The organism is Streptomyces sp. NBC_01384, assembly GCF_045040035.1.
Lineage (GTDB): Bacteria > Actinomycetota > Actinomycetes > Streptomycetales > Streptomycetaceae > Streptomyces.
The window spans coordinates 1,870,799-1,895,863 of record NZ_CP109559.1 but is presented as its reverse complement, the minus strand read 5'-3'; the positions used below and the strand labels follow the sequence as shown (position 1 = coordinate 1,895,863).

Sequence of the window (25,065 nt, the reverse complement as noted above, 5' to 3'; positions counted from 1 at the left end):
TCGGTCGGTGGGTGGGGCGGGGCCGTGCCGGTACATCCAGCCCGTCGCCGACGGATCAGACGTTGCCCTATGGGGAGCCGTTTCCCGATCCGGACGTAAGCGACGGGCTTTGGATGTACCGGCACGGCCCCTTCTGTGTGTCGGTGGCTGCGGGTGCGTGGGGCGAGAGGTTCAGAGGGAGCTTGGTGGGGCTGTGGAGCCTCGTACGACCAGTTCCACTGGGATGTTGTCGGTTGGTGGGGTGCGGCCGTCCAGGACGGCCAGGAGGGCTTCCATGCCGCGTTCGCCGAAGCGTTCGGCGTCCAGGCGGACGGTGGTCAGTTCAGGGTCGATCGCCCGGGCCAGGGCCAGGTCGTCCAGGCCTGTGATGGAGAGGTCCTCGGGGATGCGCAGGCCCAGGCGGCGGGCCGCCTTGTAGGCGCCGGCCGCCAGTTTGTCGTCGTCGCAGACCAGGGCGGTGGGCCGGGGGCCGGGGGCGGTGAGTGCCGTCTCCGCGACGGACAGGGCGTCCTCGAAGGAGATCGGGGCTCGGGCGGTGTCCAGGTGTGTGCCGGGGACCTTGTTCAGTTGCGTGGTGAGTTCGCGGGCGCGTACCTCGAAGGTCCAGGACGGGATGTCGGCCGCCAGGTGGAGGAAGCGGCGGTGGCCCAGGGACAGGAGGTGCTCGGCCACCTGTCGTACGCCGTCCTTGATGTCCAGGTTGACGGTTGCCGCGCCCAGGCTGCCCTGCGGGTCGCTGTCCAGCATCACGAGGGGGAGCTGGTCGCCTCGGATGGCGGAGAGGGCGTCCGCGGCCATGGAGGAGGCGATGACGCCGTCCAGCGCGGCGGCCGCGGAGCCGAACGGGTTGCGGGCGGGGCCGATGCCCTCGGGGGAGGGGTAGAGGACCACGCCGAAGCCGTGTTCCGCGGCGATGCGGGCCGCGCCGGTGTAGACGCCCGCGAAGAACTCGGTGGTCAGTGCGGGGACCACCAGGAGGACTGTGCGGGTGCGGCCGAGGCGGAGGTTGCGGGCGGCCAGGTTCGGGCGGTAGCCGAGCTCCTGGGCGGCCTCGCGGACGCGCTGCGCCGTGGCTTCGGAGACCCGGCCGCGCCACTTGTCGCCCAGCACCAGGGAGACCGCGGCCTGGGAGACCCCGGCGGCCTGGGCGACGTCACGGCTCGTGGGGCGCGTGCTACCTCGTGCCACCGGCGACCTGCTCTTTCGTCTGGACTCGCGGACTGGGCACATGGTACGTATGACGCGGGACGTTATACGTAAAACCTCAGGCGCATCGGACGTCACGCGCTAATGGAAGGGCATGACATGGCCGCGGGGTATCTGGAGATCATCAGGGCGAGGCACGCCGCACGGCTTCTCGTCGGGACGCTCATAGGGCGGCTGCCGAACGCCACCGCTGCCATCGCCGTCGTGCTCTTCATCCGGGCGGAGGGCGGGACGTACAGCCTGGCCGGTGCGCTCGCGGCCGTGTACGGGGTGGGCAACGCCGTGGGGCAGCCGCTGCTCGGGCGACTCGTGGACCTGTGCGGGCAGCCGCGGGTCCAGCTGCCGGCCGCTCTTGTCTCGGCTGCTGGGATGGCCGTCTTCGCGTTCTCGGGCACCGACCCGCTGCCGGTGGCGTACGTCTCCATGGCTGTCGCCGGGCTTTTCACGCCGCCTCTGGAGGGCGGACTGCGGGCGCTGTGGCCTTCCGTCCTCCGTAAGGAGGAGCAGGTGCACACCGCTTACGCGATGGACGCCGTGGCCCAGGAAGTCATGTTCACCGTCGGACCGTTGCTCGTGACCCTGTGCGTGTCGCTCTGGTCCGCCCGGGCGGCGCTGCTGATCCTGAACGTCATCGGTGTGCTGGGCGCCCTCTCCGTGGTCCTCTCGCCGCCCTCGCGCGCGTGGCGTTCGGCACCGCGCGAGGCGCACTGGCTCGGCGCGCTGCGCTCGCCGGGGCTGCTGGCGCTGCTCGGCGCGTTCCTGTTCGTGGGAATCGCGCTCGGCTCCATCACGGTCGCCGCGATGTCGTACGCGGACGACCACGGCGGGGACGGGGTGTACGGCTGGCTGATGGCGGCCGTGGGGCTCGGTGCGCTCGTCGGTGGGACGGTGTACGGCGCGCGGACGTGGAGCGGGGCGCCGGAGCGGCGACTGCGGGTGCTTGTGGCCCTTCTGGCGGTGTGTTACCTCCCGCTCATGCTGATGCCGGGCGCGGTCGCCATGACGGCTCTCACGGCGCTCGCGGGAGTCTTCCTGGCACCCTGCATCGCCTGCGCCTTCATCATCGTCGACCGGCACGCGCCGAGCGGCACCGTCACCGAGGCGTTCTCCTGGCTTGTGACGACGTTCACTGTGGGCGCGTCGGTCGGAACGGGCCTCGCGGGGCCGGTCGTCGAGTGGGGCGGGGCGGTGTGGGGCTTCGCCGTACCGGGTGTCGCGGGGGCCGCCGCGCTGGTGGTTCTGCTGGCCACGGGGCGGGTCCTCGCAGCTACCGGGGATGGTGCGGTGGTTGCGGTCTCATCGGAAAATGATCCAAACCGTGCTGTCGAACCCCGTTTCAGGTCGGGGGATCGGGCGTAATGTTCAGTCATGGACCGCCGCATTTTCGGGCTGGAGAACGAGTACGGCGTCACGTGTACGTTCAGGGGACAGCGGCGCCTGTCTCCCGACGAGGTGGCGCGGTACCTCTTCCGCCGTGTCGTGTCATGGGGCCGCAGCAGCAATGTCTTTCTGCGGAACGGTGCCCGCCTCTATCTCGACGTGGGATCACATCCGGAATACGCGACACCCGAATGTGACAACGTGACGGAACTCGTCACTCACGACAAGGCCGGCGAGCGTATTCTCGAAGGACTCCTGGTGGACGCCGAACGACGCCTGCACGAGGAAGGAATCGCGGGCGACGTCTACCTGTTCAAGAACAACACCGACTCGGCGGGTAACTCCTACGGGTGCCACGAGAACTATCTGGTGGCCCGGCACGGGGAGTTCTCCCGGCTCGCGGACATTCTCATTCCCTTCCTGGTCACCCGGCAGCTGCTGTGCGGTGCGGGCAAGGTGCTGCAGACGCCGCGCGGCGCCGTGTACTGCGTCAGTCAGCGCGCCGAGCACATCTGGGAGGGGGTCAGTTCCGCGACGACCCGCTCCCGGCCCATCATCAACACCCGCGACGAACCGCACGCCGATGCCGAGCGCTACCGCCGGTTGCATGTCATCGTCGGCGACTCGAACATGTCCGAGACGACCATGCTCCTGAAGGTCGGTGCCACCGATCTCGTGCTGCGCATGATCGAGGCGGGCACGGTCATGCGTGACCTGACCCTGGAGAACCCCATTCGGGCGATCCGCGAGGTCAGTCATGACATCACGGGCCGGCGCAAGGTGCGCCTGGCCAGTGGCCGGGAGGCCTCCGCGCTGGAGGTGCAGCGCGAGTACTACGAGAAGGCCGTGGACTTCTGCGAGCGCCGCGGCATCCGCACCGGCACCGTCGAGCAGGTGCTCGAACTGTGGGGCCGTACGCTCGACGCGATCGAGGCGGAGGACCTCGACCGGATCGGTACCGAAATCGACTGGGTCATGAAGTACAAGCTCATCGAGCGGTACCGGGCCAAGCACAACATGACGATGTCGCACCCGCGGGTCGCGCAGATAGACCTCGCCTACCACGACATCCACCGTCGTCGTGGTCTGTACTACCTGCTGGAGAGGAAGGGACAAGCCACCCGGATCTGCAACGATTTGAAGATCTTCGAGGGCAAGTCCGTGCCGCCGCAGACCACTCGGGCGCGGTTGCGTGGTGACTTCATCCGGCGCGCTCAGGAACAGCGCCGCGATTTCACCGTCGACTGGGTCCATCTCAAGCTCAATGACCAGGCGCAGCGGACGGTGTTGTGCAAGGACCCGTTCCGTTCCGTCGACGACCGGGTGGAGAAGCTGATCGCGGGGATGTGAGCCAGGAGTTCCGCGAGGGATGCGGAACGCAACGCGGGGCGTCGTACGTTTTCCGTACGGCGCCCTTCTCACGTCGTAGAGTTGCGCGCACGCCATCAACCAAGATCGATCGATACGAGGCCCTCACCGTGCGCCGACGCTCACTTCTCATCGCCGTACCCGCCGGACTGGTCACTCTCGCCGGATGCGGTGACGACAACAAGTCGGACAAGGCCAAGTCCAGCAGCAGCCCGTCCCCTTCGGCCTCCGCCTCGACGGTTCCGCCGCCGAAGATCGTCGAGGGTCCGCTGCCGGCCATCACGGCCGGGACGAAGTTCGACGAGAAGCCGACCGTGGCCAAGGGCAACGGTGACCCGTCGAAGGACCTGGCGGTCAAGACGGTCATCGCGGGCGGCGGCCAGACGGTGGCGGAGAACGACTTCATCCAGGCGAACTACCTCGGCCAGATCTGGTCGACGGCGAAGGTCTTCGACAACTCCTACGACCGTAAGACGCCGCTGCTCATCCAGCTCGCCCAAGGCAGCATCATCGACGGCTGGCGCTACGCTCTGGCGGGCAAGAAGGTCGGCAGCCGGGTTCTGATGGCCGTGCCGCCGCTCTGGGGCTACGGCACATCGGGGAACACGCAGGCGGGCATCAAGGGCACCGACACGCTGGTGTTCGTCATCGACATCCAGGACACCTTCAACTCCAAGAGCTCGGTCAAGGGCAAGGCGGTCGCGCAGAGCGACGCCGCTCTGCCGAAGGTCGGCACCAACACCGATGGCAAGGCCCCCTCCGTCGACGTACCGAAGTCCGCCGCTCCCACGAAGCTCGTGTCGGACTATGTGCTGGAGGGGGACGGTGCCGAGGTCAAGGCGGACTCGGCCGTCCTCGTGCAGTTCAAGGGCGTGGTCTGGGACAGCGGCGCGGAGTTCGAGTCCACGTACACCCAGGGGCGGCTGGCCCAGTTCTCGCTGCAGCAGATGCAGACGGTCATCAAGGGCCTGGGCGAAGGGCTGACGGGTAAGAAGGTCGGCAGCCGCGTCCTCATCGTCGTCCCGCCGAAGCTCGCCTACGGTGACAACCCGCCGAGCGGTGGCAAGATCAAGAAGGGCTCCACTCTCGTCTTCTCGGTGGACATCCTGGCGAAGATGTAACGCCTGCGGGGATGTGAGAGTGTCGGTGTTGCCTTAAGGCCTTTACGCGAACAAGCAGGAGCGAGAGACGTGAGCATCGAGAAGCCCGAGATCGACTTCCCGGGCGGCGAGCCCCCGGCGGACCTCGAGATCAAGGACATCTGGGAGGGCGACGGCCCGGTCGCCAAGGCCGGCGACTTCGTCAAGGTCCACTACGTGGGCGTGGCCTTCTCCACCGGCGAGGAGTTCGACGCCTCCTGGAACCGCGGCACCCCGCTGCAGTTCCAGCTCGGCGTCGGCCAGGTCATCAGCGGCTGGGACCAGGGTGTGCAGGGCATGAAGGTCGGCGGCCGCCGCCAGCTGATCATCCCGGCGCACCTCGCCTATGGCGACCGCGGCGCCGGTGGCCGGATCGCCCCCGGCGAGACGCTGATCTTCGTCTGCGACCTGGTCGCGGTCTGACGTCGGCTGTCGGGGACCGGTTCCTGGTCGGGTGACCAGAGGGATCGGTTCCCGACCCGACGGCCACGGCGACCGCCCGGCCGGGCGGTCACGGGGCCTGTTGCCGGCCTCGCCCGGTGGCCGGGCAGGGAGATGTGCCGCAGGTTTGTTGATCATGTCGTGGGCCGATCTTCGTGCGTCGCGTGATCGGGATCGACCGGAGTTGATCATCTGGGGTCCATGCCTGCCCGGGCATGGGCCCTCGGCTTTTGTCACGGCACTTCGGAGCGGTACGGTCATCGGTCGGAAGCACCATAGGGAAGGGCGTCGATGGCCATTGCCAAGGCCGAGCGGCTGATGAACCTCGCGCTGTGTCTGCTCGGGACGCGGCGGCCGCTCAGCAAGCGCGAACTCCGCGATTCCATCGAGGCGTATGTCGAGGCCTTCAGGCCGGGCACGGGCGCGGCCGGGTCGGACGACTCCTTCAACCGGATGTTCGAGCGCGACAAGGACGATCTGCGCGAGCTGGGCCTGGTCATCGAGACGGTGGAGAACCTCGACGGCGAGGTCGGCTACCTCGCCCGCCGCGACAGCAACCGCCTGCCGCCCATCACCCTCGACGCCGAGGAGGCCGCCGCCCTCGGCCTCGCCGCCAAGGTCTGGCAGCAGGCCCGGCTGGCCGGCGCGGCGAGCGGTGCGCTGCAGAAGCTGCGCGCCGCGGGCCTTCCCGAGGACGTCGACCCCTACGAGGCCCACGGCGCCCTCGAACCGCACATCCCCGTGCACGAGGCGGCCTTCGAGCCCCTGATGCTAGCCTGCCGCGACCGCCGCCCGGTCGTCTTCGACTACCGCAAGGCCACCGCCGCACACCCCGAGACCCGGCAGGTCGAGCCATGGGCGCTGGAGTGCTGGCGCGGCCACTGGTACCTGGCGGGCTGGGACCGCGACCGCGGCGCCGAGCGGGTCTTCCGGCTCTCCAGGATCACCGGCAAGGTCCGCTCCCGCGCCGGGCGCTACACCGCCGAGGTGCCCGATGTCGTCACCGTGCGCGAGACGGTCGCGGGCTGGGCGGGCGAGATCGCCGACCGCTCCGCACGGATCCGGCTGCGCACCGGCTCCGGCTACCCGCTGCGCGCCAAGGCCGTCTCCGTACGGGAACTGGGCGACGGCTGGGACGAGTTGGAGATTCCGTACGGGCACGGCCTGGACGCCTGGCTCGTCGAGTTCGGGCCCGACGTGGTGGTCCTGGAGCCCGCAGAGCTGCGGGCCGATGTAGTGGACCGGCTGCGCGCTGTGGCCAAGGGCTGAGGGGGAACGTAGAGAACGTGGCAGGAAAACCGGTCAGGCCCACGAACGCGATCGACCAGACCCGGCGGATGCTCTCGCTGGTGACCTATCTGCGCGAGCGCCCCGGCGCGCACGTCGGTGACGTCGCCCGCGCCTTCGGGATCACCGAGGACGAGCTGATCTCCGACCTCGACGTACTGCCGCTGTGCGGGACCAGCTTCCGCGGCGGGGATCTGCTGGACATCGACACCGACGGCGACCGGATCTGGTGGCACAACCCGGACGATGTGGCGGAGCCGCTGCGTATCGCCGCCGACGAGGCGACCGCGCTGCTGGTGGCCGCCCGCGCGGTGTCCACGCTGCCCGGGCTGCGCGAGGGCGACCGGCAGGCGCTGCTGCGCGCCACCGCCAAGGTGGAGGCCGCTTCGGGCGAGGCAGCGGGCGCCAGCTCCCGGCTCTCGGTGACCTTCGAGTCCGAGGGCGGGGTCTTCGCGGACGTCGACCGGGCGATCTCCGAGCGGCGCCGGCTGTGGATCCGCTACTACTCACCCTCGCGGGACGAGCTCACCGAGCGCGAGATCGACCCGATCCGCCTGGTCAGCGTCGGGCACACCTATGTGGAGGCCTGGTGCCGCCGATCCGAGGCGCGCCGCACCTTCCGGCTCGACCGGGTCGCCGAGATCCAGATCCTCGACGAGCCGTCCGCGCCGCCGGAGGTCGAGCTGCGGGACCTGTCGGAGGGCCTGGTGCAGCCGGCCGCCGAGGACCCGGAGGTCGTGGTCGAGGTCGGCCCGGGGGGCCGCTGGGTCGCGGAGTACTACCCGCACGACAGCGCGGATGAGCTTCCCGATGGCGGGCTGCGTATTACCCTGCGCACGCCCGACCCGGCATCGCTCAGACGGCTGGCGCTGCGCCTGGGCCGTGACGGCCGGATCGTCTCGCCGCCCGAGCTCGCCGACAGCGCGCGTCACGCGGCCCGCGAGGCGCTGGCCGCGTACGACGGGATCGAGGCGGCGCAGGACGCACCGCGGGGTGCCCATGAGGCGCACGGCGTTCAGGACGGGCAGTACGACAAGCGGGAGTGAGCCGCGGGGGCCGCGCCGGTGCCGCGGGGCGAGCGCGCCAAGGTCCGAAAGGCTGAGCACGGTCGCCACGCGACGGCGGCTGTGGCGTCCCGGAGGCGAACGACCAGAACAAGAGGAGCGAGGGCTTTGAGCGAGTCTCCGATGTCCGGTGCGAGGGAAATGACGGTCGCGGCAGCGTTCACGGGGATGAAGAGAGTGGTCCCTGTGGTGTTCCGGGCCGGCTGCCCGGACTGCCGGGGCCGCTTCGAACTCTCCGCGAGCGCCCTGCGGCTCGCCATCGGCGCCACCAGCCGTACGACCTTCTACTCCTTCACCTGCCCGGACTGCGGGGGCACCGTCCGCAAGCCCGCGGGTGAACGCATCGTCGAGCTGCTGATCGGGGGCGGGGTCAGGACGCTGAGGCTGCACTCCACGGTTTGACTGGGGCTAGGCTCGGCGTCATGTACTGGCCGATGTTCGCGGTAGCTGTGGGTTTCGTGGGTCTCGCCGTCCTCGGTGTGCTCGCCGTCCGGATCTTCCTGGAGGCGCGGCGCCTGGGAGCGCAGGTCGCGGACTCGGCGCGCCGTATCAACAGGGCGGCCGAGGATCTGGAACGGGCGGTGGACACCCTGTGAGTTTCCTCTGTGATGCGCTTTGGGCCACTTCGCCCTGTCACCTTGCCAGTGGGGGCAGGTACGCTGCTGATCGCGGCCCGGAGAACGAGGCGCGGTCCGCAGAGCAGGAAATACGCACCGGGCTTGTCCCACGTTCATCTCGGGGCGTTACGATCGCTGCACGACGGTCAAACGCATGTCCGACCGTCCGAACATGCCCAGCCGCCCGCCTCGGTGAGAAGGTGAGAACTTATGTTCCGCAACGGACTTGAGCCGTGGCACCTGCTGCTCTTCGTTCTGGTGATCCTCCTCGTGTTCGGTTCCAAGAAGCTCCCGGACATGGCGCGCTCGCTCGGCAAATCTGCTCGCATCCTGAAGAGCGAGGCGAAGGCGATGAAGGACGACGGCAAGCAGTCCGCCGACACCGACACCGCCACCGCCCAGTCCACCGAGGAGCCCGCTCCGGCTCAGCGCACGATCCAGGCCGCCCCAGGCGACGTGACCAGCTCCCGCCCGGTCAACGAGCCGACGGACACCACCCAGCGCTGACGCAAGGCCGGACGCCCCGGCCTGCCGCACGAGATGAGGATGTGGGTTGCTCGAGTCTGCCCGCAAGAAGGAGAGGGATCCCGAGGGGCGGATGCCGCTCGCGGATCACTTGCGTGAGCTGCGTAACCGGCTCGCGAAGGGTGTTCTGGCGATCCTTGCCGTCACGATTGTCGCGGCCTTCTTCTACAGGGACATCATCAACTTCGTCACCCAGCCGATGCTCGACGAGATCGGCTGCCGCCAGTCCTTCGGGGAGCTGGCCAAGGCCAAGAACGCCCACTGCGCGCACATCACCGTCAGTGGCCTGCTGGCGCCGTTCACCCTGGCCCTGAAGGTCGCTTTGATGGCCGGTGTCGTGCTTGCGGCGCCGGTCTGGCTCTACCAGTTGTGGGCGTTCGTCGCGCCGGGCCTGCACCGCAACGAGAAGAAGTACGCCTACGCCTTCGTCGGCTTCGGCTTCCCGCTCTTTCTCGGCGGCGGCTACCTCGCGTTCCACGTGCTGCCCACCACGGCGAAGGTGATGATCGGCCTCACACCCAGCGGTGCTGAGAACCTGTTGCCTCTGGACGACCTGCTCGACCTGGTCACCCGCATGGTCGTCGTTTTCGGCCTCGCCTTCGAGATGCCGTTGCTGCTGGTCATGCTCAACCTCACCGGCATTCTGTCCGGACGGCGCATGCTGGGCTGGTGGCGCGGCATGGTCGTCGGTATCACCGCCTTCGCGGCCGTGGCCACGCCGAGTCCCGACCCGATGACGATGCTGGCGCTGGCGGCGCCGATCTGGGGGCTCTACTTCATCGGCGTGGCCATCGCGTTGCTCAACGACCGGCGCAAGCGGCGCCGCGAGACCGAGGGGCCGGCTGACGACGAGGCCTCCGACCTGGACCTCACGCCTGAGGACATCGGCGAGGTCGAGAGCGTGTCGGCGCACCGCGCGCTGCCCGAGCAGTCGGGCACGGACCGGGTCAACGGTTATGACGACGTGACCTGACGAAGCCCGGAGATCTCGTAGGGTCAGGGCCGTGACCAGCGAGATCACCCTCTTCGTCAACCCCACCGCGGGACGCGGCCGGGGCGCCCACGCGGCGCAGCCGGCCGCTTTCGCATTGCGGCAGGCGGGATTCTCCGTCCGTACGGTCCTCGGGGAGAACGCCGAGGACGCCCTCACGCGCGCGCGTGCGGCCGTCGAGGGCGGCACCGGCGCGCTGATAGCCGTCGGGGGCGACGGCATGGCGAACCTCGCCCTCCAGGCCGTCGCCGGCACCCGCACCCCGCTCGGCCTGGTCGCCGCCGGTACCGGGAACGACTTCGCCCGCACCCTCGGACTTCCGGTGCGTGACCCGGCGGCCGCGGGACGGCTGATCGCCGAGGCCCTCAAGGGGGCGCGGCTGCGCGACGTCGACCTGGGCCGGGTGAACGGCACCTGGTTCGGCGGCGTCCTCGCCTCCGGCTTCGACTCCCGGGTCAATGATCGCGGCAATCGTATGCGGTGGCCGGTCGGCCGTTTCAAGTACGACCTCGCCATGCTCGCCGAACTGGCCGCTCTCGAGCCCCTCCCGTACCGGATGACCCTGGACGACGGCGAGGTCCGGGAGATCGGCGCGACCCTCGTCGCGGTCGGCAACGGATCGTCGTACGGCGGCGGGATGAGGATCTGCGCGGGCGCCGACCTGGGGGACGGGCTGTTCGACGTCACGGTCGTCGGGGAGTGCAGCCGTACGACGCTGCTCAAGGTGTTCCCCAAGGTCTACCGGGGCACCCACCTCGACCACTCCGTGGTCACCGTGTACCGGGCCGCCAAGGTCGAGCTCGTCGCCGAGGGTGTCACCGGGTACGCGGACGGGGAGCCGCTCGGGCCGCTGCCGCTCACCGCGGAGTGCGTGCCCGCGGCGGTGCGCGTGGCAATTCCCTGAGCTGCGGGGATCCGGGGTTTGAGACAAACAGATCCGGATATTGATCGTCATGTTGTCAGTGGCTGCCGGTAGTCTCGAAAGCACGATGACAGAGGACCTCTCACCGGCCGAGCGGTATGCGGCAGCACGGAAGCGCGCTGTCGAGCAGGCCACCGCGCTCGCCTCCTTCCGCGAGATGTACGACTTCGGCCTCGACCCCTACCAGATCGAGGCCTGCCAGGCGCTCGAGGCGGGCAAGGGTGTGCTCGTGGCCGCGCCCACCGGCTCGGGCAAGACGGTCGTCGGCGAGTTCGCCGTCCACCTCGCCCTCCAGCAGGGCAAGAAGTGTTTCTACACCACGCCGATCAAGGCGCTCTCGAACCAGAAGTACGCCGATCTGTGCCGCCGCTACGGCGCGGACAAGGTCGGCCTGCTCACCGGCGACAACAGCGTCAACTCCGAGGCCCCGGTGGTCGTCATGACCACCGAGGTGCTGCGCAACATGCTCTACGCGGGCTCCCAGACCCTCCTCGGCCTCGGCCATGTGGTCATGGACGAGGTGCACTACCTCTCCGACCGCTTCCGCGGCGCCGTCTGGGAGGAAGTGATCATCCACCTCCCCGAGTCGGTGACGCTGGTGTCACTCTCGGCGACCGTGTCGAACGCGGAGGAGTTCGGCGACTGGCTGGACACCGTGCGCGGCGACACCGAGGTGATCGTCTCCGAGCACCGGCCCGTGCCGCTGTTCCAGCACGTGCTGGCCGGGCGCCGGATGTACGACCTCTTCGAGGAGGGCGAGGGCAACAAGAAGGCGGTCAACCCCGACCTCACGCGCCTGGCCCGCATGGAGGCCAGCCGCCCCTCGTTCCAGGACCGCAGACGCGGCCGCGCCCTGCGCGAGGCCGACCGGGAGCGCGAGCGCCGACAGCGCTCGCGGATCTGGACGCCGGGCCGGCCCGAGGTCATCGAACGCCTCGACGCCGAGGGCCTGCTGCCCGCCATCACGTTCATTTTCAGCCGTGCCGCCTGCGAGGCCGCCGTCCAGCAGTGCCTGTACGCGGGGCTGAGGCTGAACGACGACGAGGCGCGCGTGAAGGTCCGCGAGATCGTCGAGGAGCGCACGGCCTCCATCCCGTCCGAGGACCTGCACGTCCTGGGCTACTACGAGTGGCTGGAGGGCCTGGAGCGCGGCATCGCGGCCCACCACGCGGGCATGCTGCCGACGTTCAAGGAGGTCGTCGAGGAGCTCTTCGTACGCGGCCTGGTGAAGGCCGTGTTCGCCACCGAGACCCTGGCGCTCGGCATCAACATGCCCGCCCGCTCGGTGGTGTTGGAGAAGCTCGTCAAGTGGAACGGCGAGCAGCACGCCGACATCACACCCGGCGAGTACACCCAGCTCACCGGTCGTGCGGGGCGCCGCGGCATCGACGTCGAAGGCCATGCCGTCGTGCTGTGGCAGCGTGGCTTCAGCCCCGACCATCTGGCGGGACTCGCGGGCACACGCACCTACCCGCTGCGCTCCAGCTTCAAGCCGTCGTACAACATGGCGGTCAACCTGGTCGAGCAGTTCGGCCGGCACCGCTCGCGCGAGCTCCTGGAGACCTCCTTCGCGCAGTTCCAGGCCGACAAGTCGGTCGTCGGGATCTCCCGGCAGGTGCAGCGCAACGAGGAGGGGCTCGAGGGCTACAAGGAGTCCATGACCTGCCACCTCGGGGACTTCGAGGAGTACGCGCGGCTGCGCCGCGAACTCAAGGACCGCGAGACCGACCTCGCCAAGCAGGGTGCGGCGCAGCGGCGCGCCGAGGCGGCCGTCGCGCTGGAGAAGCTCAAGCCCGGCGACATCATCCATGTCCCGACCGGCAAGTTCGCGGGCCTGGCGCTGGTCCTCGACCCGGGGCTGCCCGCGGGCCGGTCCAACGGCCACCGCGGCTTCGAGCACCACGACGGCCCGCGCCCGCTGGTCCTCACCGCCGAGCGCCAGGTGAAGCGGCTGGCCTCGATGGACTTCCCGGTGCCGGTCGAGGCGCTGGAGCGGATGCGTATCCCGAAGTCCTTCAACCCGCGCTCCCCGCAGTCCCGTCGCGACCTCGCCTCCGCCCTGCGTACCAAGGCCGGGCACATCGTCCCCGACCGGCTGCGCAAGAGGCGGTCCGAGGCGGCCGACGACCGCGAGATCGCCCGGTTGCGCACCGCGATCCGCGCCCACCCCTGTCACGGGTGCAACGACCGTGAGGACCACGCCCGTTGGGCCGAGCGCTACCACCGGCTGCTGCGTGACACCCGGCAGCTGGAGAACCGCATCGAGGGCCGGACGAACACCATCGCCCGCACCTTCGACCGGATCGTCGCCCTCCTCACGGAGTTGGACTATCTGCGCGGTGACGAGGCCACCGAGCACGGCAGACGGCTCGCCCGGCTGTACGGCGAACTCGATCTGCTGGCCAGCGAATGCCTGCGCGCCGGAGTCTGGGAAGGACTCGACCCGGCCGAACTCGCCGCCTGTGTCTCGGCGTTGGTGTACGAGTCCCGGGTCGGCGACGACGCCATGGCGCCGAAGCTGCCGTCCGGAAAGGCCAAGGCCGCGCTCGGCGAGATGGTCCGCATCTGGGGCCGCCTCGACGCCCTGGAGGAGGACTTCCGGATCACCCAGACCGAGGGCGTCGGCCAGCGTGAGCCGGACCTCGGCTTCGCCTGGGCGGCCTACGAGTGGGCGTCCGGCAAGGGCCTCGACGAGGTGCTGCGCGAGGCGGAGATGCCGGCCGGTGACTTCGTCCGCTGGTGCAAGCAGGTCATCGACGTCCTGGGCCAGATCTCGGCCGCCGCGCCCGTCTCCGGAGGCGGGGGCTCGACGGTCGCGAAGAACGCGCGCAAGGCGGTCGAGGGCTTGCTGCGCGGGGTGGTCGCCTACTCGTCGGTGGGCTGAGCCGAGCCCGGTCGTTCGTGGTGCGCCGCCTCCCTGCCGGGGGGCGGCGCACCGCCGCCCGCGTATCCGCGGCTCGGCGCGGTGCCGGAGGTGAACCCGGGACCGTGCTCGGGTTCGATCTCGCCGGGGTCGTGGTGCGCTCCGCCGCGCGCGGTGGCGCGGTGGCGTGGTGGGGGAGCGGGCCGCCGTGTTTCATCCCGGGCGCCCACCAGGTGGTGGCCGGCCTGGACGGCGTCACGGAACCCGTGAACCCGGTCGGGCTCAGGCGTGTGCCTGGAGGTAGCCGCGCCAGCCGCCGTACTCCGTGATGTCCTCGGTGCCTTCGAGGGCGCCGGGCTCGCACAGGAAGCCGGGTACGTGGGTGCCGTCGGCCAGTGCGATCCGGCCCAGTGCCATCGGCCGGGGCAGCTCGGCGAGCAGGCGTCCGAGGCCTTCGGCGGGCAGCCGCCACACCTCCGTCTCGACGGCGGCACCGCCCGCGTCCGTGTGGACGAGGCCCGGCTTGGGCGGAGTGGTGGAGAGTGCGTGCAGCCGGTAGGTGGGTGCCGTCGTGGTCGTACGTTCCCACTCGGCGCCCAGGGACAGGAGCTGGTGGTTCAGCGGCTGGCCGGACAGGTGGGCGCCGACCACGGCGATGCTCAGCCACGGCCGGAGCAGCGCGGCGATGCGGGCGAGGCGTTCGTCGGTGAACGCCGGGCCGATGAGCATGACGCCGAAGGGGAGACCGGCGGGGGTGAGGCCGGCGGGGACGGCGACGGCCGCCAGGTCGAAGAGGTTCGTGGAGTTGGTGAAGCGGCCCAGGCGGGCATTGGCGCCCAGCGGGTCGGCGGCGACCTCCGCGAGCGTGGGGTGGCCGGGCGCGGTCGGCAGCAACAGGGCGTCCGTGTCGCCGAGTTCGGCGAGCGCCCGGGTGCGCAGGGCGGCCAGGCGGTCCTGGTCGGCGAAGAGCTGGTGGGCCGGGATGTCCCGGGCGCGGGTGATGATCCCGGCGACGGTCGGGTCGAGACCCGCACCTCCTTCGGCGATCAACTTGTCGACGAAACTCCCCACCGCCGTGTAGCGCTCGGCGACGAACGCACCCTCGTAGAGCATGGCCGCCGCCTCGGTGAACGGGGCGAGGTCGAGGGTGCGTACCTCGGCCCCGGCCGTGACGAGTTGGGCCACGGCGGCCTCGTACGCCTCCGCCCAGCCCTCGTCCAGTTCGCCGAGCTGTGCCGTCGGGGGGACGGCGACGCGCCACGGGCCGGGGGCGCGCTGGGGGAGTGCGGGGAGTTCGCGTCCGGACGGGGACGCCATGTACGCGAGGGCCTGCTCGGCCTCCGGGAGCGTACGGGCGAAGACGGTCACGCAGTCGAGCGAGGCGCAGGCGGGGACGACACCGGTGGTCGGGACCAGGCCGCGGGTGGGCTTCAGGCCGACGATGCCGTTGAAGGCGGCGGGGACGCGGCCGGAGCCGGCCGTGTCGGTGCCGAGGGCGAGGTCGACGAGGCCGAGGGCTACGGCCACGGCCGATCCCGAACTGGAGCCGCCGCTGATTCTGGCCGGGTCCAGGGCGTTCCGTACGGCGCCGTGCGGGGAGCGGGTGCCGACCAGGCCCGTGGCGAACTGGTCCAGGTTCGTGGTGCCGAGGAGCAGTGCGCCGGCCGCGCGGAGGCGGGCGACCGCGGGGGCGTCGTCCTTGGGGGTGTAGGCGTAGGCCGGGCAGCCGGCGGTGGTCCGGAGGCCCCCCACGTCGATGTTGCCCTTCGCGGCGAGGAGCTTGCCGGCGAGGGGGAGGTGTTCGCCTGCGGCGACTCGTGCGTCGATGGCCTGGGCTTCCTTCTCGGCCTCTGCCTGGGGGCGCAGGTCGATCCAGATCTCGGGGCGGTCGACTGCCTCGATGCGGGCGTAGGCCATGCGGACTCGGGTCAGGACGGACATGGGTTGCTCCTGGTTCTTCGGGCACGGACCACACGCTTGCTTTCAGGTGGCGGGTGCGAGGACCACCAGTGCCGTGCCCGCTTCCACCTGGGCGCCCGGCTTGGTGAGGATCTCTGCCACCACTCCGTCCATCGGAGCGGGTACGCGGGACTCCATCTTCATCGCCTCCAACGCCAGCAGGGGCTGGCCGGTCGTCACCCGGTCGCCCGGTTCGACGTTCAGCTGCCACACGGAAGCCGCGAACTCGGCCTCGATCAGACGGCCGCCCGCGGGGACCGTCACCTCGGCGGCGGGAGCCGCGGGCGCGGAGGCGGCGTCCGCGCGAGCGAACTCGCCCGCCGCTTCCCAGGCATCCCGCTCGGCGGAGAACGCGGCGCGCTGCCGGGCCCGGAACTCCGCGATGGACTCGGAGTCGGCGGCGAGGAAGGCCTTGTACTCGGCGAGCGAGAAGACGCCCTCCTCGATCCGGGGGACGAAACGGCCCGAGACGATGTCGGCGCGCAGGTCGAGGAGCTCGTCGGGCTCGACGGCGTACCACTTGATGCGGTCGAAGAAGCGCAGCAGCCAGGGCGAGCCCGGTTCGAACGCGCCGCGCTGTTGCCACCCGGACCACACCTGGGTCGTACGGCCGACGAACTGGTAGCCGCCGGGGCCCTCCATGCCGTAGATGCAGAGGTAGGCGCCGCCGATGCCGACCGAGTTCTCGGCGGTCCAGGTGCGTGCCGGGTTGTACTTGGTGGTCACCAGGCGGTGGCGCGGGTCCAGCGGTGTCGCCACCGGTGCGCCCAGGTAGACGTCGCCCAGGCCCAGGACGAGGTACTCCGCATCGAACACCGTGCGGTACACGTCGTCCACCGAGTCCAGGCCGTTCACGCGGCGGATGAACTCGATGTTCCACGGGCACCAGGGCGCGTCGTCGCGGACGCCCGCCATGTAGCGGGCGATCGCCTCGCGGGTCGCCGGGTCGTCCCAGGAGAGGGGGAGGTGGACCGTGCGGGAGGGGACCACCAGTTGGTCGCTGGGCGGGAGGGTTCGGGTTATCTCCCGCACCATGGTGAGGAGTTCGCGCTGCGGGAGCCTGCGCGGGTCCGTCTGGATCTGCAGCGAACGGATGCCGGGGGTCAGGTCCGTGACGCCGTCGAGGCCCGCCTCGGCCACGGCCTCCATCAGCGCGTGGACGCGCATGCGCAGGGCCAGGTCCAGTTGCATGGGACCGAACTCGACCAGCAGGTTGTCGTCGCCGCTGCGGCGGTACGTCACGTCGCCGTCCCGTGCGAGTACCCCGCCGTCGACGATCGCGGGCCGCTCGGAGCCGTCGTCGGCGAGCGGGGCGAAGCGCACGGTGTCACCGGGGCGGAACTGGCCGAGTTTCCAGCGCTCCGTGCTGACGACCGTCGCCGGGCAGACGAAACCGCCGAGCGAGGGACCGTCCGGACCGAGCAGCACCGGCATGTCGCCGGTGTAGTCGACGGCGCCGACCGAGTACGGCGTGTCGTGGATGTTGGACGGGTGCAGGCCCGCCTCGCCGCCGTCGGTGCGCGCCCAGCGGGGCTTCGGGCCGACCAGCCGTACACCCGTGCGCGCCGAGTTGAAGTGCACCTTCCAGTCGGCGGCGTAGAAGTCGTGGATGTCGTCCTCGGTGAAGAACTCCGGCGCGGCGTGCGGGCCTTCGAGCGCGCCGACCTGCCATGTGGACGCGAACGCGGGGCGGTCGCCGAAGGGCACCGGCGCCCCGTGATCCGTGGCCGAGCCGCCGCGCAGTACGTCGCCCGTGCGCAGCGTCCGGCCGCCGTGGCCGCCGAACCGGCCCAGCGTGAAGGTGGACGCGCTGCCGAGGAACGCCGGTACGTCCAGGCCCCCGCCCGCGAACAGTACGTAGGTGCGCAAGCCGTGTGCGGTGGGCGCGCCGACCTCCAGTACGGCCCCCGCGGGCACCGTCACCGGCTCCCACTGAGCGACCGCCGTGCCGTCCACGGTGACCGGTGCCGGAGCGCCCGTGACGCAGACCGTCGTGGCGTGTGTGAAGCGCAGGGTCGGCCCCTGGAGGGTGCACTCCAGACCCGGTGCCCCCTCGTGGTTGCCGAGGGCGTGGTTGCCGAGCCGGAAGGACAGGTCGTCCATCGGGCCGCACGGCGGCACACCCACCTGCCAGTAGCCGGTGCGGCCCGGCCAGTCCTGGACCGTGGTGAGCGTCCCGCCGGACACGACCTCGATGCGCCGGGTGGGATCGGTGACGCCGGCCAGCGTCGCCGTCGAGTGCGTCGCCCGCCGGAAGGACGGTTCGGCGAGCGCGGCCCGCACCAGCCCGAGGTTCGTCTCGATGCCGTCCACGCGGGTCCTGGCCAGTGCCTCGTCGAGGCGCTCCAGTGCGTGCGCCCGGTCCGGGCCGTACGCGATGACCTTCGCGAGCATCGGGTCGTACGACGTGGTCACCTCGGTGCCCGTCTCCACCCAGCCGTCCACGCGGACGCCGCCGGGGAACTCGACCCGTGTCAGCAGTCCCGCGCTGGGCCGGTGGTCGCGCGAGGGGTCCTCGGCGTAGACGCGGGCCTCGACGGCGTGACCGCGCGGCGCCCCCGGGTCCCGTACGACCTCCGACTCCCCACGGGCGAGCCGCAGCATCCAGGCGACGAGGTCGACGCCGTAGATCTCCTCGGTGACCGGATGCTCCACCTGGAGGCGGGTGTTGACCTCCAGGAAGTACGCCTCCTCGCGCGCGGCGTCGTACACGAACTCGACCGTGCCGGCCGAGCGGTATCCGACGCTGGCGCACAAGTCGCGTGCACAGGCGGCGAGTCGAGCGCGGACGGCGGACGGCAGGCCCGGTGCCGGGGCCTCCTCCAGCACCTTCTGGTTGCGGCGCTGGAGCGAGCAGTCGCGGTCGCCGAAGGTGACGACACGGCCGCGGCCGTCGCCGAAGACCTGCACCTCGACATGACGGGCGTGCTCCACCAGCCGCTCCAGGAAGACTCCGGCCAAGGAGAAGGAAGCTGCGGCGACGCGCTGCACCCGTTCCCAGGCCTCGGTCAGTTCATCGGCGGAGCGACATGCCGACATACCGATGCCGCCGCCACCGCCGGTGGCCTTGAGCATCACGGGATAGCCGATGAGGTCGGCCGCCTCCAAAGCCTCCGCAAGACCGGGGAGCAGCCCCGTCCCCGGCGCCAACGGCACCCCCGCGGCCTGGGCCGCCGCCCGCGCCGTGTGCTTCGCCCCGAACAGCTCCAGTTGCTCCGGCGTCGGCCCCACGAACACGATCCCGGCGTCCTCGCAGCGCCGCGCGAAGGCCGCGTCCTCGGACAGGAAGCCGTACCCGGGGTGGATCGCCCCGGCCCCGGTGTCCTTGGCCGCCTTCAGGACCAGGTCGGCGTCGAGGTACGACTCCTTGGCGGGCGCGGGCCCCAGCCGTACCGCCTCGTCGGCGAGCCGGACGTGGGGGGCGCAGCGGTCGGCGTCGGAGTACACGGCGACCGTACGCAGGCCCAGTTCGCGGGCGGTGCGGATGATCCGCACCGCGATCTCGCCCCGGTTGGCGATCAGCAGGGTGTCGAAACTCATGCGCCCGCCCCACTGATCGTCATCTCGACCGCCGTCGGCTCGAAGCCGTTGCAGGGGTTGTTGATCTGCGGGCAGTTGGAGACCAGTACGAGGACGTCGCACTCGGCGCGCAGCGTCAGCTTGAGCCCCGGGGCCGAGATGCCGTCGACGATGCCGAGGGTGCCGTCCTTCTCGACCGGCACGTTCATGTACCAGTTGATGTTCGAGACGAGATCGCGCTTGCCGAGGCCGTGTTTGGCGCCCTCCGCGAGGAAGTTGTCCACGCAGGCGTGCTGCGACCAGGTGTGATGGCCGTAGCGCAGGGTGTTCGACTCCTTGGAGCAGGCGCCGCCGACCGTGTCGTGCCGGCCGACCTCGTCCTCGACCACGGTCATCAGGGGGGTGTGCTCGTTGGACATCAGCACGCTGCCGGTGGTGAGGAAGAGGTTGCCCTGCGCGTGGATGGTGTCGGGCGCGCTGTAGCGGACGGTCGTGTCGTGGGCGTCGTACACCAGGAAGTCGACGGCCTGGTTGCCGTGCAGGTCGGTGACGGTGAGCGTCTGACCGGCACGGACGACGGCCGACCAGGCGGCGCGGGCCGGGACGGTGGTCTTCTTCGCGGTTGCCTCGGTCATGCGATCCCCCTCGCGGCAAGGAATTCGGCGGTGTTCAGAAAGGCGCGGCGGCCCTCGGGTGTGGCCTCCCACAGCGGGTCGCCGGGCTCGGTCGGCGCCGCGCGCCAGGCGAGGACCTCCAGCGGAGTGCTGACGTACTCCGTGCGGGGGTCGGCGGGGTGCGGCACGTTCGCGATGAGCACGGTGACGTCCTGCTCGGCGCGGAGCGTCACGCTGCCGCCCGGGCCCGTCGAACCGGTGAAGTCCAGCGAGCCGTCGTCGCGGACCTCCACGCCCTGGAAGAAGGAGAGCGAGGGCGGCAGATCGCGTGCCTCCAGGCCGTTCTTGGCGGCGGCCAGCTTGAACAGTTCGCGCCCGGCGGGGGAGTCGGACTGCGGGGTCCCGTCGCCGTAGCGGTGTGTGTTCCGTACGAGTGTGGAGGTGCCGCACAGCGCGTCGTGCCGCCCGGAGGTGTCGGCGACCAGCGAGGCGAGGACGCGGCCCTGGTCGGAGAGGAGCAGCTGCTCCTCGCCCAGGTAGGCGTTCCACTGGACCTTGACCGTGTCCGCCACGTTCAGGCGCTCCCAGGGGCGGTCGGCGGCGTACAGGAGGAGATGCGCGCAGGCGTCGCCCCTGAGGTCGGTCAGCCTGAGCTCCGTGCCGCGGGCCAGCACCTTGTGCGTGTAGTTGCCGCCTTCCACCGTCTCCGCCCACACCAGGTGGCCCGCCTCGCAGGGGGGCGTCGGCCAGGCTCCGGCCGGGACGACGGGCATGGCCTCGGTGCGGGAGCCCGCCTGGGCGCGGGCGTGGTCGCGTGCTCCGTATGTGGTCGCTGTGGCCATCGCGAGTCCTCCGGCTCCTGGGTTATTTCTGTCGCTCGACAGAAATTAGGGGTGGGGCGGGTCCGGGCCGTGTCTCGTGTGTTGCTGTGCGGTTACTGAACCCTCACCGGGCGCTGCGCGGGTTCGACGGTGCGGGGCGCTCCGCGGGTTCGGTGGTGCGGGCTGCGTGTGGCTGAGCGCGCAGTTCCCCGCGCCCCTGGTGGGGGTGTGCTGTGGGTTTGGAGCTGCGGGTTCGACGGTGCGGGTTGTGTTGTGGCCGGGCGCGCAGTTCCCCCGGCCTGGGTGAGGTGCTCTGTGTGCGAGGATCGAACGTATGGGTACCGGTGGTGGGCGACGGGTCGGGCGGCCGCGGGCCGCGCAGCGGCCGGACAGTGGGCTGTCGCCGCGCGATGAACTGCTCGACGCCGCCGCCGAGTTGTTCACGACGCGGGGGTACGCCGCGACGACCACCCGTGCCGTCGCCGAGCGGGCCGGCATGCGCCAGGCCTCCATGTACCACTACGTCTCCGGCAAGGAGGAGCTGCTCGCCGAGCTCCTGGAGTCCACGGTCACGCCCTCACTGGCCTTTGCCCGGGAGCTCCTCGCGGACGACGCGACCCCGCCTGAGGGCCGGTTGTGGGAGTTGTGCCGCACCGACGTGGAGCTGCTCTGCGGCGGCCCGCACAACCTCGGCGGCCTGTATCTGCTGCCCGAGGTACGCGCCGAGCGCTTCGCCGGCTTCCATGCCGTACGGGCCGAATTGAAGGACGCCTACCGGCAGTTGCTGGCCGCGACGGCCGCGGGTGGCGCGCTCGTCAAGAGTGAACTCGACCTGCGGACCGATCTGCTGTTCGGTCTCATCGAAGGTGTGATTCTCGTGCACCGGTCCGACCCCGAGCGGGCGGTGTCGGCTTTCGCCGAAGCCACCGCCGACGCGGCGCTGCGGATCGCCGGAATCTGACGTACCGCCCTGTGGGGGCGCGGTTTTCGCATGCCCGTACGTCGTTACACGCCGTGTGCGAATGAAGCCTGGGCGTGTAAATGGGGACGACGGTACTCCTGCCGCAAGGGCGATTTCAGGTGGTTGCCGAATATGACATGGCGATGATCCGGTCGGACTAAGCTCGCCCGCAGCACACCGAGTTGAGGTGTATTCGTGCGCTTGTTCCCAAAAGTTCCGAAGATTCGGTTTGACCACGCCGTTTCCCCCACGAACTCCCCCCGACCCCCAGCCGATTTGTCTCAGAGGGCATACATGGTGAGTGTTCAATCGCCTCCCGGTGGCCGTGAACTTCCCTACGCGCGCGTGCTGTTGCTGCCGGCCATACTGATGGCCGCGGTGACCGGGGCCGCCGTCGCCTTGGTGACGGCTCCGGCCCGGGCCGCTGTCGGCTGGTGCGGCGGCATCGCGACGCTGCTGATCATCGCGGTCGCGGCCGAGGCCGCACGCCGTGGCCGTGTCACCCGTGGCCTGCGCGCCGAGCTCGGCCGCCGGACCGCGCACCTCGAACAGCGCCTCGCCGCCCACGACCAGGAGGTCGTGCGCTTCCGCACGGAGGTCCTGCCCGTCGCGCTCGGACGCATGCGCGGCGGTATTTCGCCCGAGGACGCCGCGAACAAGTACGGCGAAGCCGACACCGACCACCGCGACCTCTCCGAGTCGCAGCGGGACCTGCTGTACGACGTACTCAGGATCGTGGACGACGAGGACCTGCTGCGCGACTCCGGCCAGCGCTCCTTCGTCAACATCGCCCGACGCGTCCAGGCCATCGTCCACCAGCAGAACAAGGAACTCCGCGAGATGGAGGAGGACCACGGACGCAACCCCGACGTCTTCGACGACCTCCTGCGCATCGACCACGGCACCGCGCTGATCGGCCGCCTCGCCGACTCCATCGCGGTGCTCGGCGGTGGCCGCCCGGGCCGCAACTGGCCCGAGCCCGTACCGCTGTTCAGCGTGATGCGCGGCGCGATGTCCCGGATCCTCGAGTACCGCCGCATCGAGCTGCACTCGATCGCCGAAGTCAACGTCAACGGCATCCACGTCGAACCGGTCATCCACGCCGTCGCCGAACTCCTCGACAACGCGACGCGCTATTCACCGCCGACCAGCAAGGTGCACCTCACCGCCATCACCGTGCAGACCGGTGTCGCCATCGAGATCGAGGACTCCGGCGTCGCCTTCAACGACGAGGCCCGCCAGAAGATGGAGAAGCTGCTCGAGCAGGCCCGTGCCGGCATCGACCTGCAGATCCTCGGCGAGGCCCCCCGGCTCGGCATGGCCGTCGTCGGCCGGCTCTCGAAGATGTACGACATGAAGATCGCGCTCAGGCAGTCCGCGTACGGCGGTGTCCGCGCCGTCGTCGTGGTGCCGAGCGACATGCTCACCAAGGACCCCGCCCCCGGTCTCGCGCACGGCGTCGGCATCAACTCCGTGCCGACCATGGACACCGACGGAGTCGAGGGACCCAAGCGAAAGCCGAAGAAGCGCCGCCCGACCACCGGACCCCGTCTCCCCGAGCAGTTCGACGGGTCCCTGGACGACGACGTCCCCCTGGTCACCGAGTGGACCGCGGGCGGCCTGCCGCAGCGGCGCAGCCGGGTCAAGGTCCCGCTCAGTCAGCGCATCGCCGAGGCCCGCGCCGCCGAGGCCGCGGCCGAGGAAGCGGCGGCCGCGATGCCCTCCTGGGCCGCCGAGCCCGCCCCGAAGGAGGAGCAGCCACCACCGGGGATGTGGGTCGAGGCGTTCATGGCAGGCCTCAAGGGCAAGCCGGACCCGAAGGCGTTCACCAGGACCAACCAGCCGGCCCCGGAGGCCGACGACGAGGGGGACCTCACGTGATCCAGCAGCGAGGCAACTTCGACTGGATGCTCAAAGATCTCGCCGACGGCGTACCGGGCATCCAGCAGATCGTGGTGCTCTCCGCCGACGGACTGCGCATCGCCCGCTACGGCGGCGACCCGGACGCCGCCGACCGTGTCGCCGCGGCCTGCGCGGGACTGCAGAGCCTGGCCGGAGCCGTCGCCGGCGAGATCCCCCGCAGCGACGGCACGATGCGCATGGTCATCATCGAGATCGGCGGCGGCTACTTCTATCTGATGTCCGCGGGCGCCAACGCCTATCTCGCGGTGCTCGCCAACCAGACCGCGGAGCCCGGCCTGATGAGCAACCGCATGCGCGACCTCGTCGCACGCATCGGGGACCATCTGACCAGTCCGCCGCGGCGCAACGGGCAGACCGTATGACTCCTCCGCAACGCCGACGGCGCTACCCCAAGGAAGAGTTCACCGAGCCCCCCACCGAACCCCCCACAGAGCGGCCTCCCCAAGAGGGCGAGGAAGAGGACCCCAAGAGTCCGGGGCGCCTGTACCTGCTCACCGGCGGCGCGGAGGGCGGCGAGCGGGCCGATCTGGACCTGGTCACGTTGATCGTGGCGCGCGCCGCCGCGCCGCCGCCCACCACCCAGCCGGAGCTGTCGGTGCTGCTCCGGCTCTGCAAGGCCCCTCTGTCGGTGGCCGAGCTCTCGGCCTACCTCAATCTGCCGTTCAGCGTGGTGACCGTCCTGCTCACCGAGCTGCTGACGGCCGAACTGGTACAGGCGCGCGCCCCGATCGTCCGCTCGGCGCTCCCCGACCGTTCCCTCCTCGAAGCGGTGATGCATGGACTTCAAAAGCTCTGACACGATCACGGGCCCTCGCGCCGAGGACCATCTGCCGCACACGGCGACGGCCGCCGTGAAGATCGTGATCGTGGGCGGCTTCGGAGTCGGCAAGACGACCATGGTCGGTGCCGTCAGCGAGATCAAGCCGCTGACGACCGAGGAGACCATGACGCAGGCCGGCATCGGCATCGACGACAACTACGGCTCGGAGACCAAGACCGCGACCACCGTCGCCATGGACTTCGGCCGCATCAGCATCACGGAGAGGCTGGTGCTCTACCTCTTCGGTACCCCCGGCCAGGAGCGTTTCTGGTTCCTGTGGAACGGCCTCTTCGAGGGCGCGCTCGGCGCGGTCGTCCTGATCGACACCCGCCGGCTGGAAGTCAGCTTCGACGTGATCGGCCGCCTGGAGGAGCGCGGTGTGCCGTTCGTCGTCGCCGTGAACACCTTCCCGGACGCCCCCACCTATCCGATCGAGGACCTGCGCGCCGCGCTCGACCTCTCCGAGGAGATCCCGATCATCGCCTGCGACGCGCGCCGCCGCGCCTCCAGCCGGGACGTCCTGATGACGCTCATGCACTTCCTGCACTCGCTGGCGATGAACCCGGCACGCACCTGAGGCCCGCAGCGAACCCCGCGCCGCCCCAGGACACACCGGAGATCCCCAACACCCCCGACACCGGACAC

Annotated in this window: 22 protein-coding genes; 17 read left to right on the top strand and 5 right to left on the bottom strand. The window is 70.5% G+C overall.

Annotated features, from left to right (window positions below):
- Positions 1-171 precede the first annotated feature (171 nt).
- Positions 172-1,188, bottom strand: coding sequence for a LacI family DNA-binding transcriptional regulator (locus OG747_RS08505; protein WP_405878664.1), 1,017 nt, complete (start codon positions 1,186-1,188; stop codon positions 172-174).
- Positions 1,189-1,305: 117 nt separating this feature from the next.
- Between OG747_RS08505 and OG747_RS08500 the strand changes: the two genes are divergently transcribed.
- From OG747_RS08500 to OG747_RS08445, 12 genes are all read left to right on the top strand, one after another.
- Positions 1,306-2,565 (top strand): MFS transporter, encoded by a 1,260-nt coding sequence (locus tag OG747_RS08500; protein ID WP_405878663.1) that lies wholly within the window; start codon positions 1,306-1,308, stop codon positions 2,563-2,565.
- A 9-nt stretch (positions 2,566-2,574) separates the two neighbouring features.
- Entirely contained in the window at positions 2,575-3,936 is a 1,362-nt protein-coding gene (gene pafA / locus OG747_RS08495; protein ID WP_340382033.1) for a Pup--protein ligase, read from the top strand.
- Positions 3,937-4,064: 128 nt separating this feature from the next.
- Positions 4,065-5,075 (top strand): FKBP-type peptidyl-prolyl cis-trans isomerase, encoded by a 1,011-nt coding sequence (locus OG747_RS08490; protein ID WP_405878662.1) that lies wholly within the window; start codon positions 4,065-4,067, stop codon positions 5,073-5,075.
- Between the two features lie 69 nt (positions 5,076-5,144).
- Complete coding sequence (locus OG747_RS08485; RefSeq protein WP_405878661.1) at positions 5,145-5,516, top strand: FKBP-type peptidyl-prolyl cis-trans isomerase; 372 nt, start codon at positions 5,145-5,147, stop codon at positions 5,514-5,516.
- 309 nt (positions 5,517-5,825) lie between these two features.
- A complete protein-coding gene (locus OG747_RS08480) occupies positions 5,826-6,803 on the top strand; it encodes a helix-turn-helix transcriptional regulator (protein ID WP_405878660.1) in 978 nt (325 codons plus the stop codon).
- A 17-nt stretch (positions 6,804-6,820) separates the two neighbouring features.
- Positions 6,821-7,867 carry a helix-turn-helix transcriptional regulator gene (locus OG747_RS08475; protein WP_405878659.1) on the top strand — a complete coding sequence of 349 codons (1,047 nt, stop codon included), beginning with the start codon at positions 6,821-6,823 and terminating at the stop codon, positions 7,865-7,867.
- A gap of 141 nt (positions 7,868-8,008) precedes the next feature.
- Complete coding sequence (locus OG747_RS08470; RefSeq protein WP_405885481.1) at positions 8,009-8,287, top strand: hypothetical protein; 279 nt, start codon at positions 8,009-8,011, stop codon at positions 8,285-8,287.
- Positions 8,288-8,307: 20 nt separating this feature from the next.
- The gene (locus tag OG747_RS08465; protein ID WP_405878658.1) at positions 8,308-8,481 is read left to right on the top strand and encodes a hypothetical protein; all 174 of its coding nucleotides are present in this window, start codon (positions 8,308-8,310) and stop codon (positions 8,479-8,481) included.
- 231 nt (positions 8,482-8,712) lie between these two features.
- Entirely contained in the window at positions 8,713-9,009 is a 297-nt protein-coding gene (gene tatA / locus OG747_RS08460; protein WP_405878657.1) for a Sec-independent protein translocase subunit TatA, read from the top strand.
- Between the two features lie 46 nt (positions 9,010-9,055).
- Entirely contained in the window at positions 9,056-10,000 is a 945-nt protein-coding gene (gene tatC, locus OG747_RS08455; protein ID WP_405878656.1) for a twin-arginine translocase subunit TatC, read from the top strand.
- A 31-nt stretch (positions 10,001-10,031) separates the two neighbouring features.
- A complete protein-coding gene (locus tag OG747_RS08450; RefSeq protein ID WP_405878655.1) occupies positions 10,032-10,922 on the top strand; it encodes a diacylglycerol kinase in 891 nt (296 codons plus the stop codon).
- A gap of 40 nt (positions 10,923-10,962) precedes the next feature.
- Entirely contained in the window at positions 10,963-13,824 is a 2,862-nt protein-coding gene (locus tag OG747_RS08445; protein WP_405878654.1) for a DEAD/DEAH box helicase, read from the top strand.
- Between the two features lie 261 nt (positions 13,825-14,085).
- Here the strand turns inward: OG747_RS08445 and atzF are convergent, their stop codons facing one another.
- Genes atzF through OG747_RS08425 form a run of 4 tightly spaced genes read right to left on the bottom strand, consistent with a single transcriptional unit; the run spans position 14,086 to position 20,737 of the window.
- Positions 14,086-15,744 carry an allophanate hydrolase gene (gene atzF, locus OG747_RS08440; RefSeq protein ID WP_405878653.1) on the bottom strand — a complete coding sequence of 553 codons (1,659 nt, stop codon included), beginning with the start codon at positions 15,742-15,744 and terminating at the stop codon, positions 14,086-14,088.
- Between the two features lie 42 nt (positions 15,745-15,786).
- Positions 15,787-19,302 carry a 5-oxoprolinase/urea amidolyase family protein gene (locus OG747_RS08435; protein WP_405878652.1) on the bottom strand — a complete coding sequence of 1,172 codons (3,516 nt, stop codon included), beginning with the start codon at positions 19,300-19,302 and terminating at the stop codon, positions 15,787-15,789.
- Positions 19,299-19,916, bottom strand: coding sequence for an urea amidolyase associated protein UAAP2 (locus OG747_RS08430; RefSeq protein WP_405878651.1), 618 nt, complete (start codon positions 19,914-19,916; stop codon positions 19,299-19,301). Before OG747_RS08430 ends, OG747_RS08435 begins: the two co-directional genes overlap by 4 nt.
- The gene (locus OG747_RS08425; RefSeq protein ID WP_405878650.1) at positions 19,913-20,737 is read right to left on the bottom strand and encodes an urea amidolyase associated protein UAAP1; all 825 of its coding nucleotides are present in this window, start codon (positions 20,735-20,737) and stop codon (positions 19,913-19,915) included. Before OG747_RS08425 ends, OG747_RS08430 begins: the two co-directional genes overlap by 4 nt.
- Positions 20,738-21,050: 313 nt before the next feature.
- Here OG747_RS08425 and OG747_RS08420 point away from each other — a divergent pair, with 313 nt between their 5' ends.
- The 5 genes from OG747_RS08420 to OG747_RS08400 all read left to right on the top strand — a co-directional run bounded on the left by OG747_RS08420 (position 21,051) and on the right by OG747_RS08400 (position 24,997).
- Positions 21,051-21,677, top strand: coding sequence for a TetR/AcrR family transcriptional regulator (locus tag OG747_RS08420; protein ID WP_405878649.1), 627 nt, complete (start codon positions 21,051-21,053; stop codon positions 21,675-21,677).
- 294 nt (positions 21,678-21,971) lie between these two features.
- Positions 21,972-23,558, top strand: coding sequence for an ATP-binding protein (locus tag OG747_RS08415; RefSeq protein ID WP_405878648.1), 1,587 nt, complete (start codon positions 21,972-21,974; stop codon positions 23,556-23,558).
- A complete protein-coding gene (locus tag OG747_RS08410; protein ID WP_405878647.1) occupies positions 23,555-23,962 on the top strand; it encodes a roadblock/LC7 domain-containing protein in 408 nt (135 codons plus the stop codon). The genes OG747_RS08415 and OG747_RS08410 overlap by 4 nt, the downstream gene beginning before the upstream one ends.
- Positions 23,959-24,396: a DUF742 domain-containing protein gene (locus OG747_RS08405; RefSeq protein WP_405878646.1), complete on the top strand. Its 438-nt coding sequence runs from the start codon at positions 23,959-23,961 to the stop codon at positions 24,394-24,396. Before OG747_RS08410 ends, OG747_RS08405 begins: the two co-directional genes overlap by 4 nt.
- Entirely contained in the window at positions 24,377-24,997 is a 621-nt protein-coding gene (locus OG747_RS08400) for a GTP-binding protein (RefSeq protein WP_405878645.1), read from the top strand. Before OG747_RS08405 ends, OG747_RS08400 begins: the two co-directional genes overlap by 20 nt.
- Positions 24,998-25,065: the final 68 nt, after the last annotated feature.

Coding starts and splice junctions, on each gene's coding strand:
- OG747_RS08500 (WP_405878663.1), top strand. CDS start 1,306: ATGGCCGCGGGGTATCTGGAGATCATCAGGGCGAGGCACGCCGCACGG.
- pafA (WP_340382033.1), top strand. CDS start 2,575: ATGGACCGCCGCATTTTCGGGCTGGAGAACGAGTACGGCGTCACGTGT.
- OG747_RS08480 (WP_405878660.1), top strand. CDS start 5,826: ATGGCCATTGCCAAGGCCGAGCGGCTGATGAACCTCGCGCTGTGTCTG.
- OG747_RS08470 (WP_405885481.1), top strand. CDS start 8,009: ATGTCCGGTGCGAGGGAAATGACGGTCGCGGCAGCGTTCACGGGGATG.
- OG747_RS08465 (WP_405878658.1), top strand. CDS start 8,308: ATGTACTGGCCGATGTTCGCGGTAGCTGTGGGTTTCGTGGGTCTCGCC.
- tatA (WP_405878657.1), top strand. CDS start 8,713: ATGTTCCGCAACGGACTTGAGCCGTGGCACCTGCTGCTCTTCGTTCTG.
- atzF (WP_405878653.1), bottom strand. CDS start 15,744: ATGTCCGTCCTGACCCGAGTCCGCATGGCCTACGCCCGCATCGAGGCA.
- OG747_RS08435 (WP_405878652.1), bottom strand. CDS start 19,302: ATGAGTTTCGACACCCTGCTGATCGCCAACCGGGGCGAGATCGCGGTG.
- OG747_RS08430 (WP_405878651.1), bottom strand. CDS start 19,916: ATGACCGAGGCAACCGCGAAGAAGACCACCGTCCCGGCCCGCGCCGCC.
- OG747_RS08425 (WP_405878650.1), bottom strand. CDS start 20,737: ATGGCCACAGCGACCACATACGGAGCACGCGACCACGCCCGCGCCCAG.
- OG747_RS08420 (WP_405878649.1), top strand. CDS start 21,051: ATGGGTACCGGTGGTGGGCGACGGGTCGGGCGGCCGCGGGCCGCGCAG.
- OG747_RS08415 (WP_405878648.1), top strand. CDS start 21,972: ATGGTGAGTGTTCAATCGCCTCCCGGTGGCCGTGAACTTCCCTACGCG.
- OG747_RS08405 (WP_405878646.1), top strand. CDS start 23,959: ATGACTCCTCCGCAACGCCGACGGCGCTACCCCAAGGAAGAGTTCACC.
- OG747_RS08400 (WP_405878645.1), top strand. CDS start 24,377: ATGGACTTCAAAAGCTCTGACACGATCACGGGCCCTCGCGCCGAGGAC.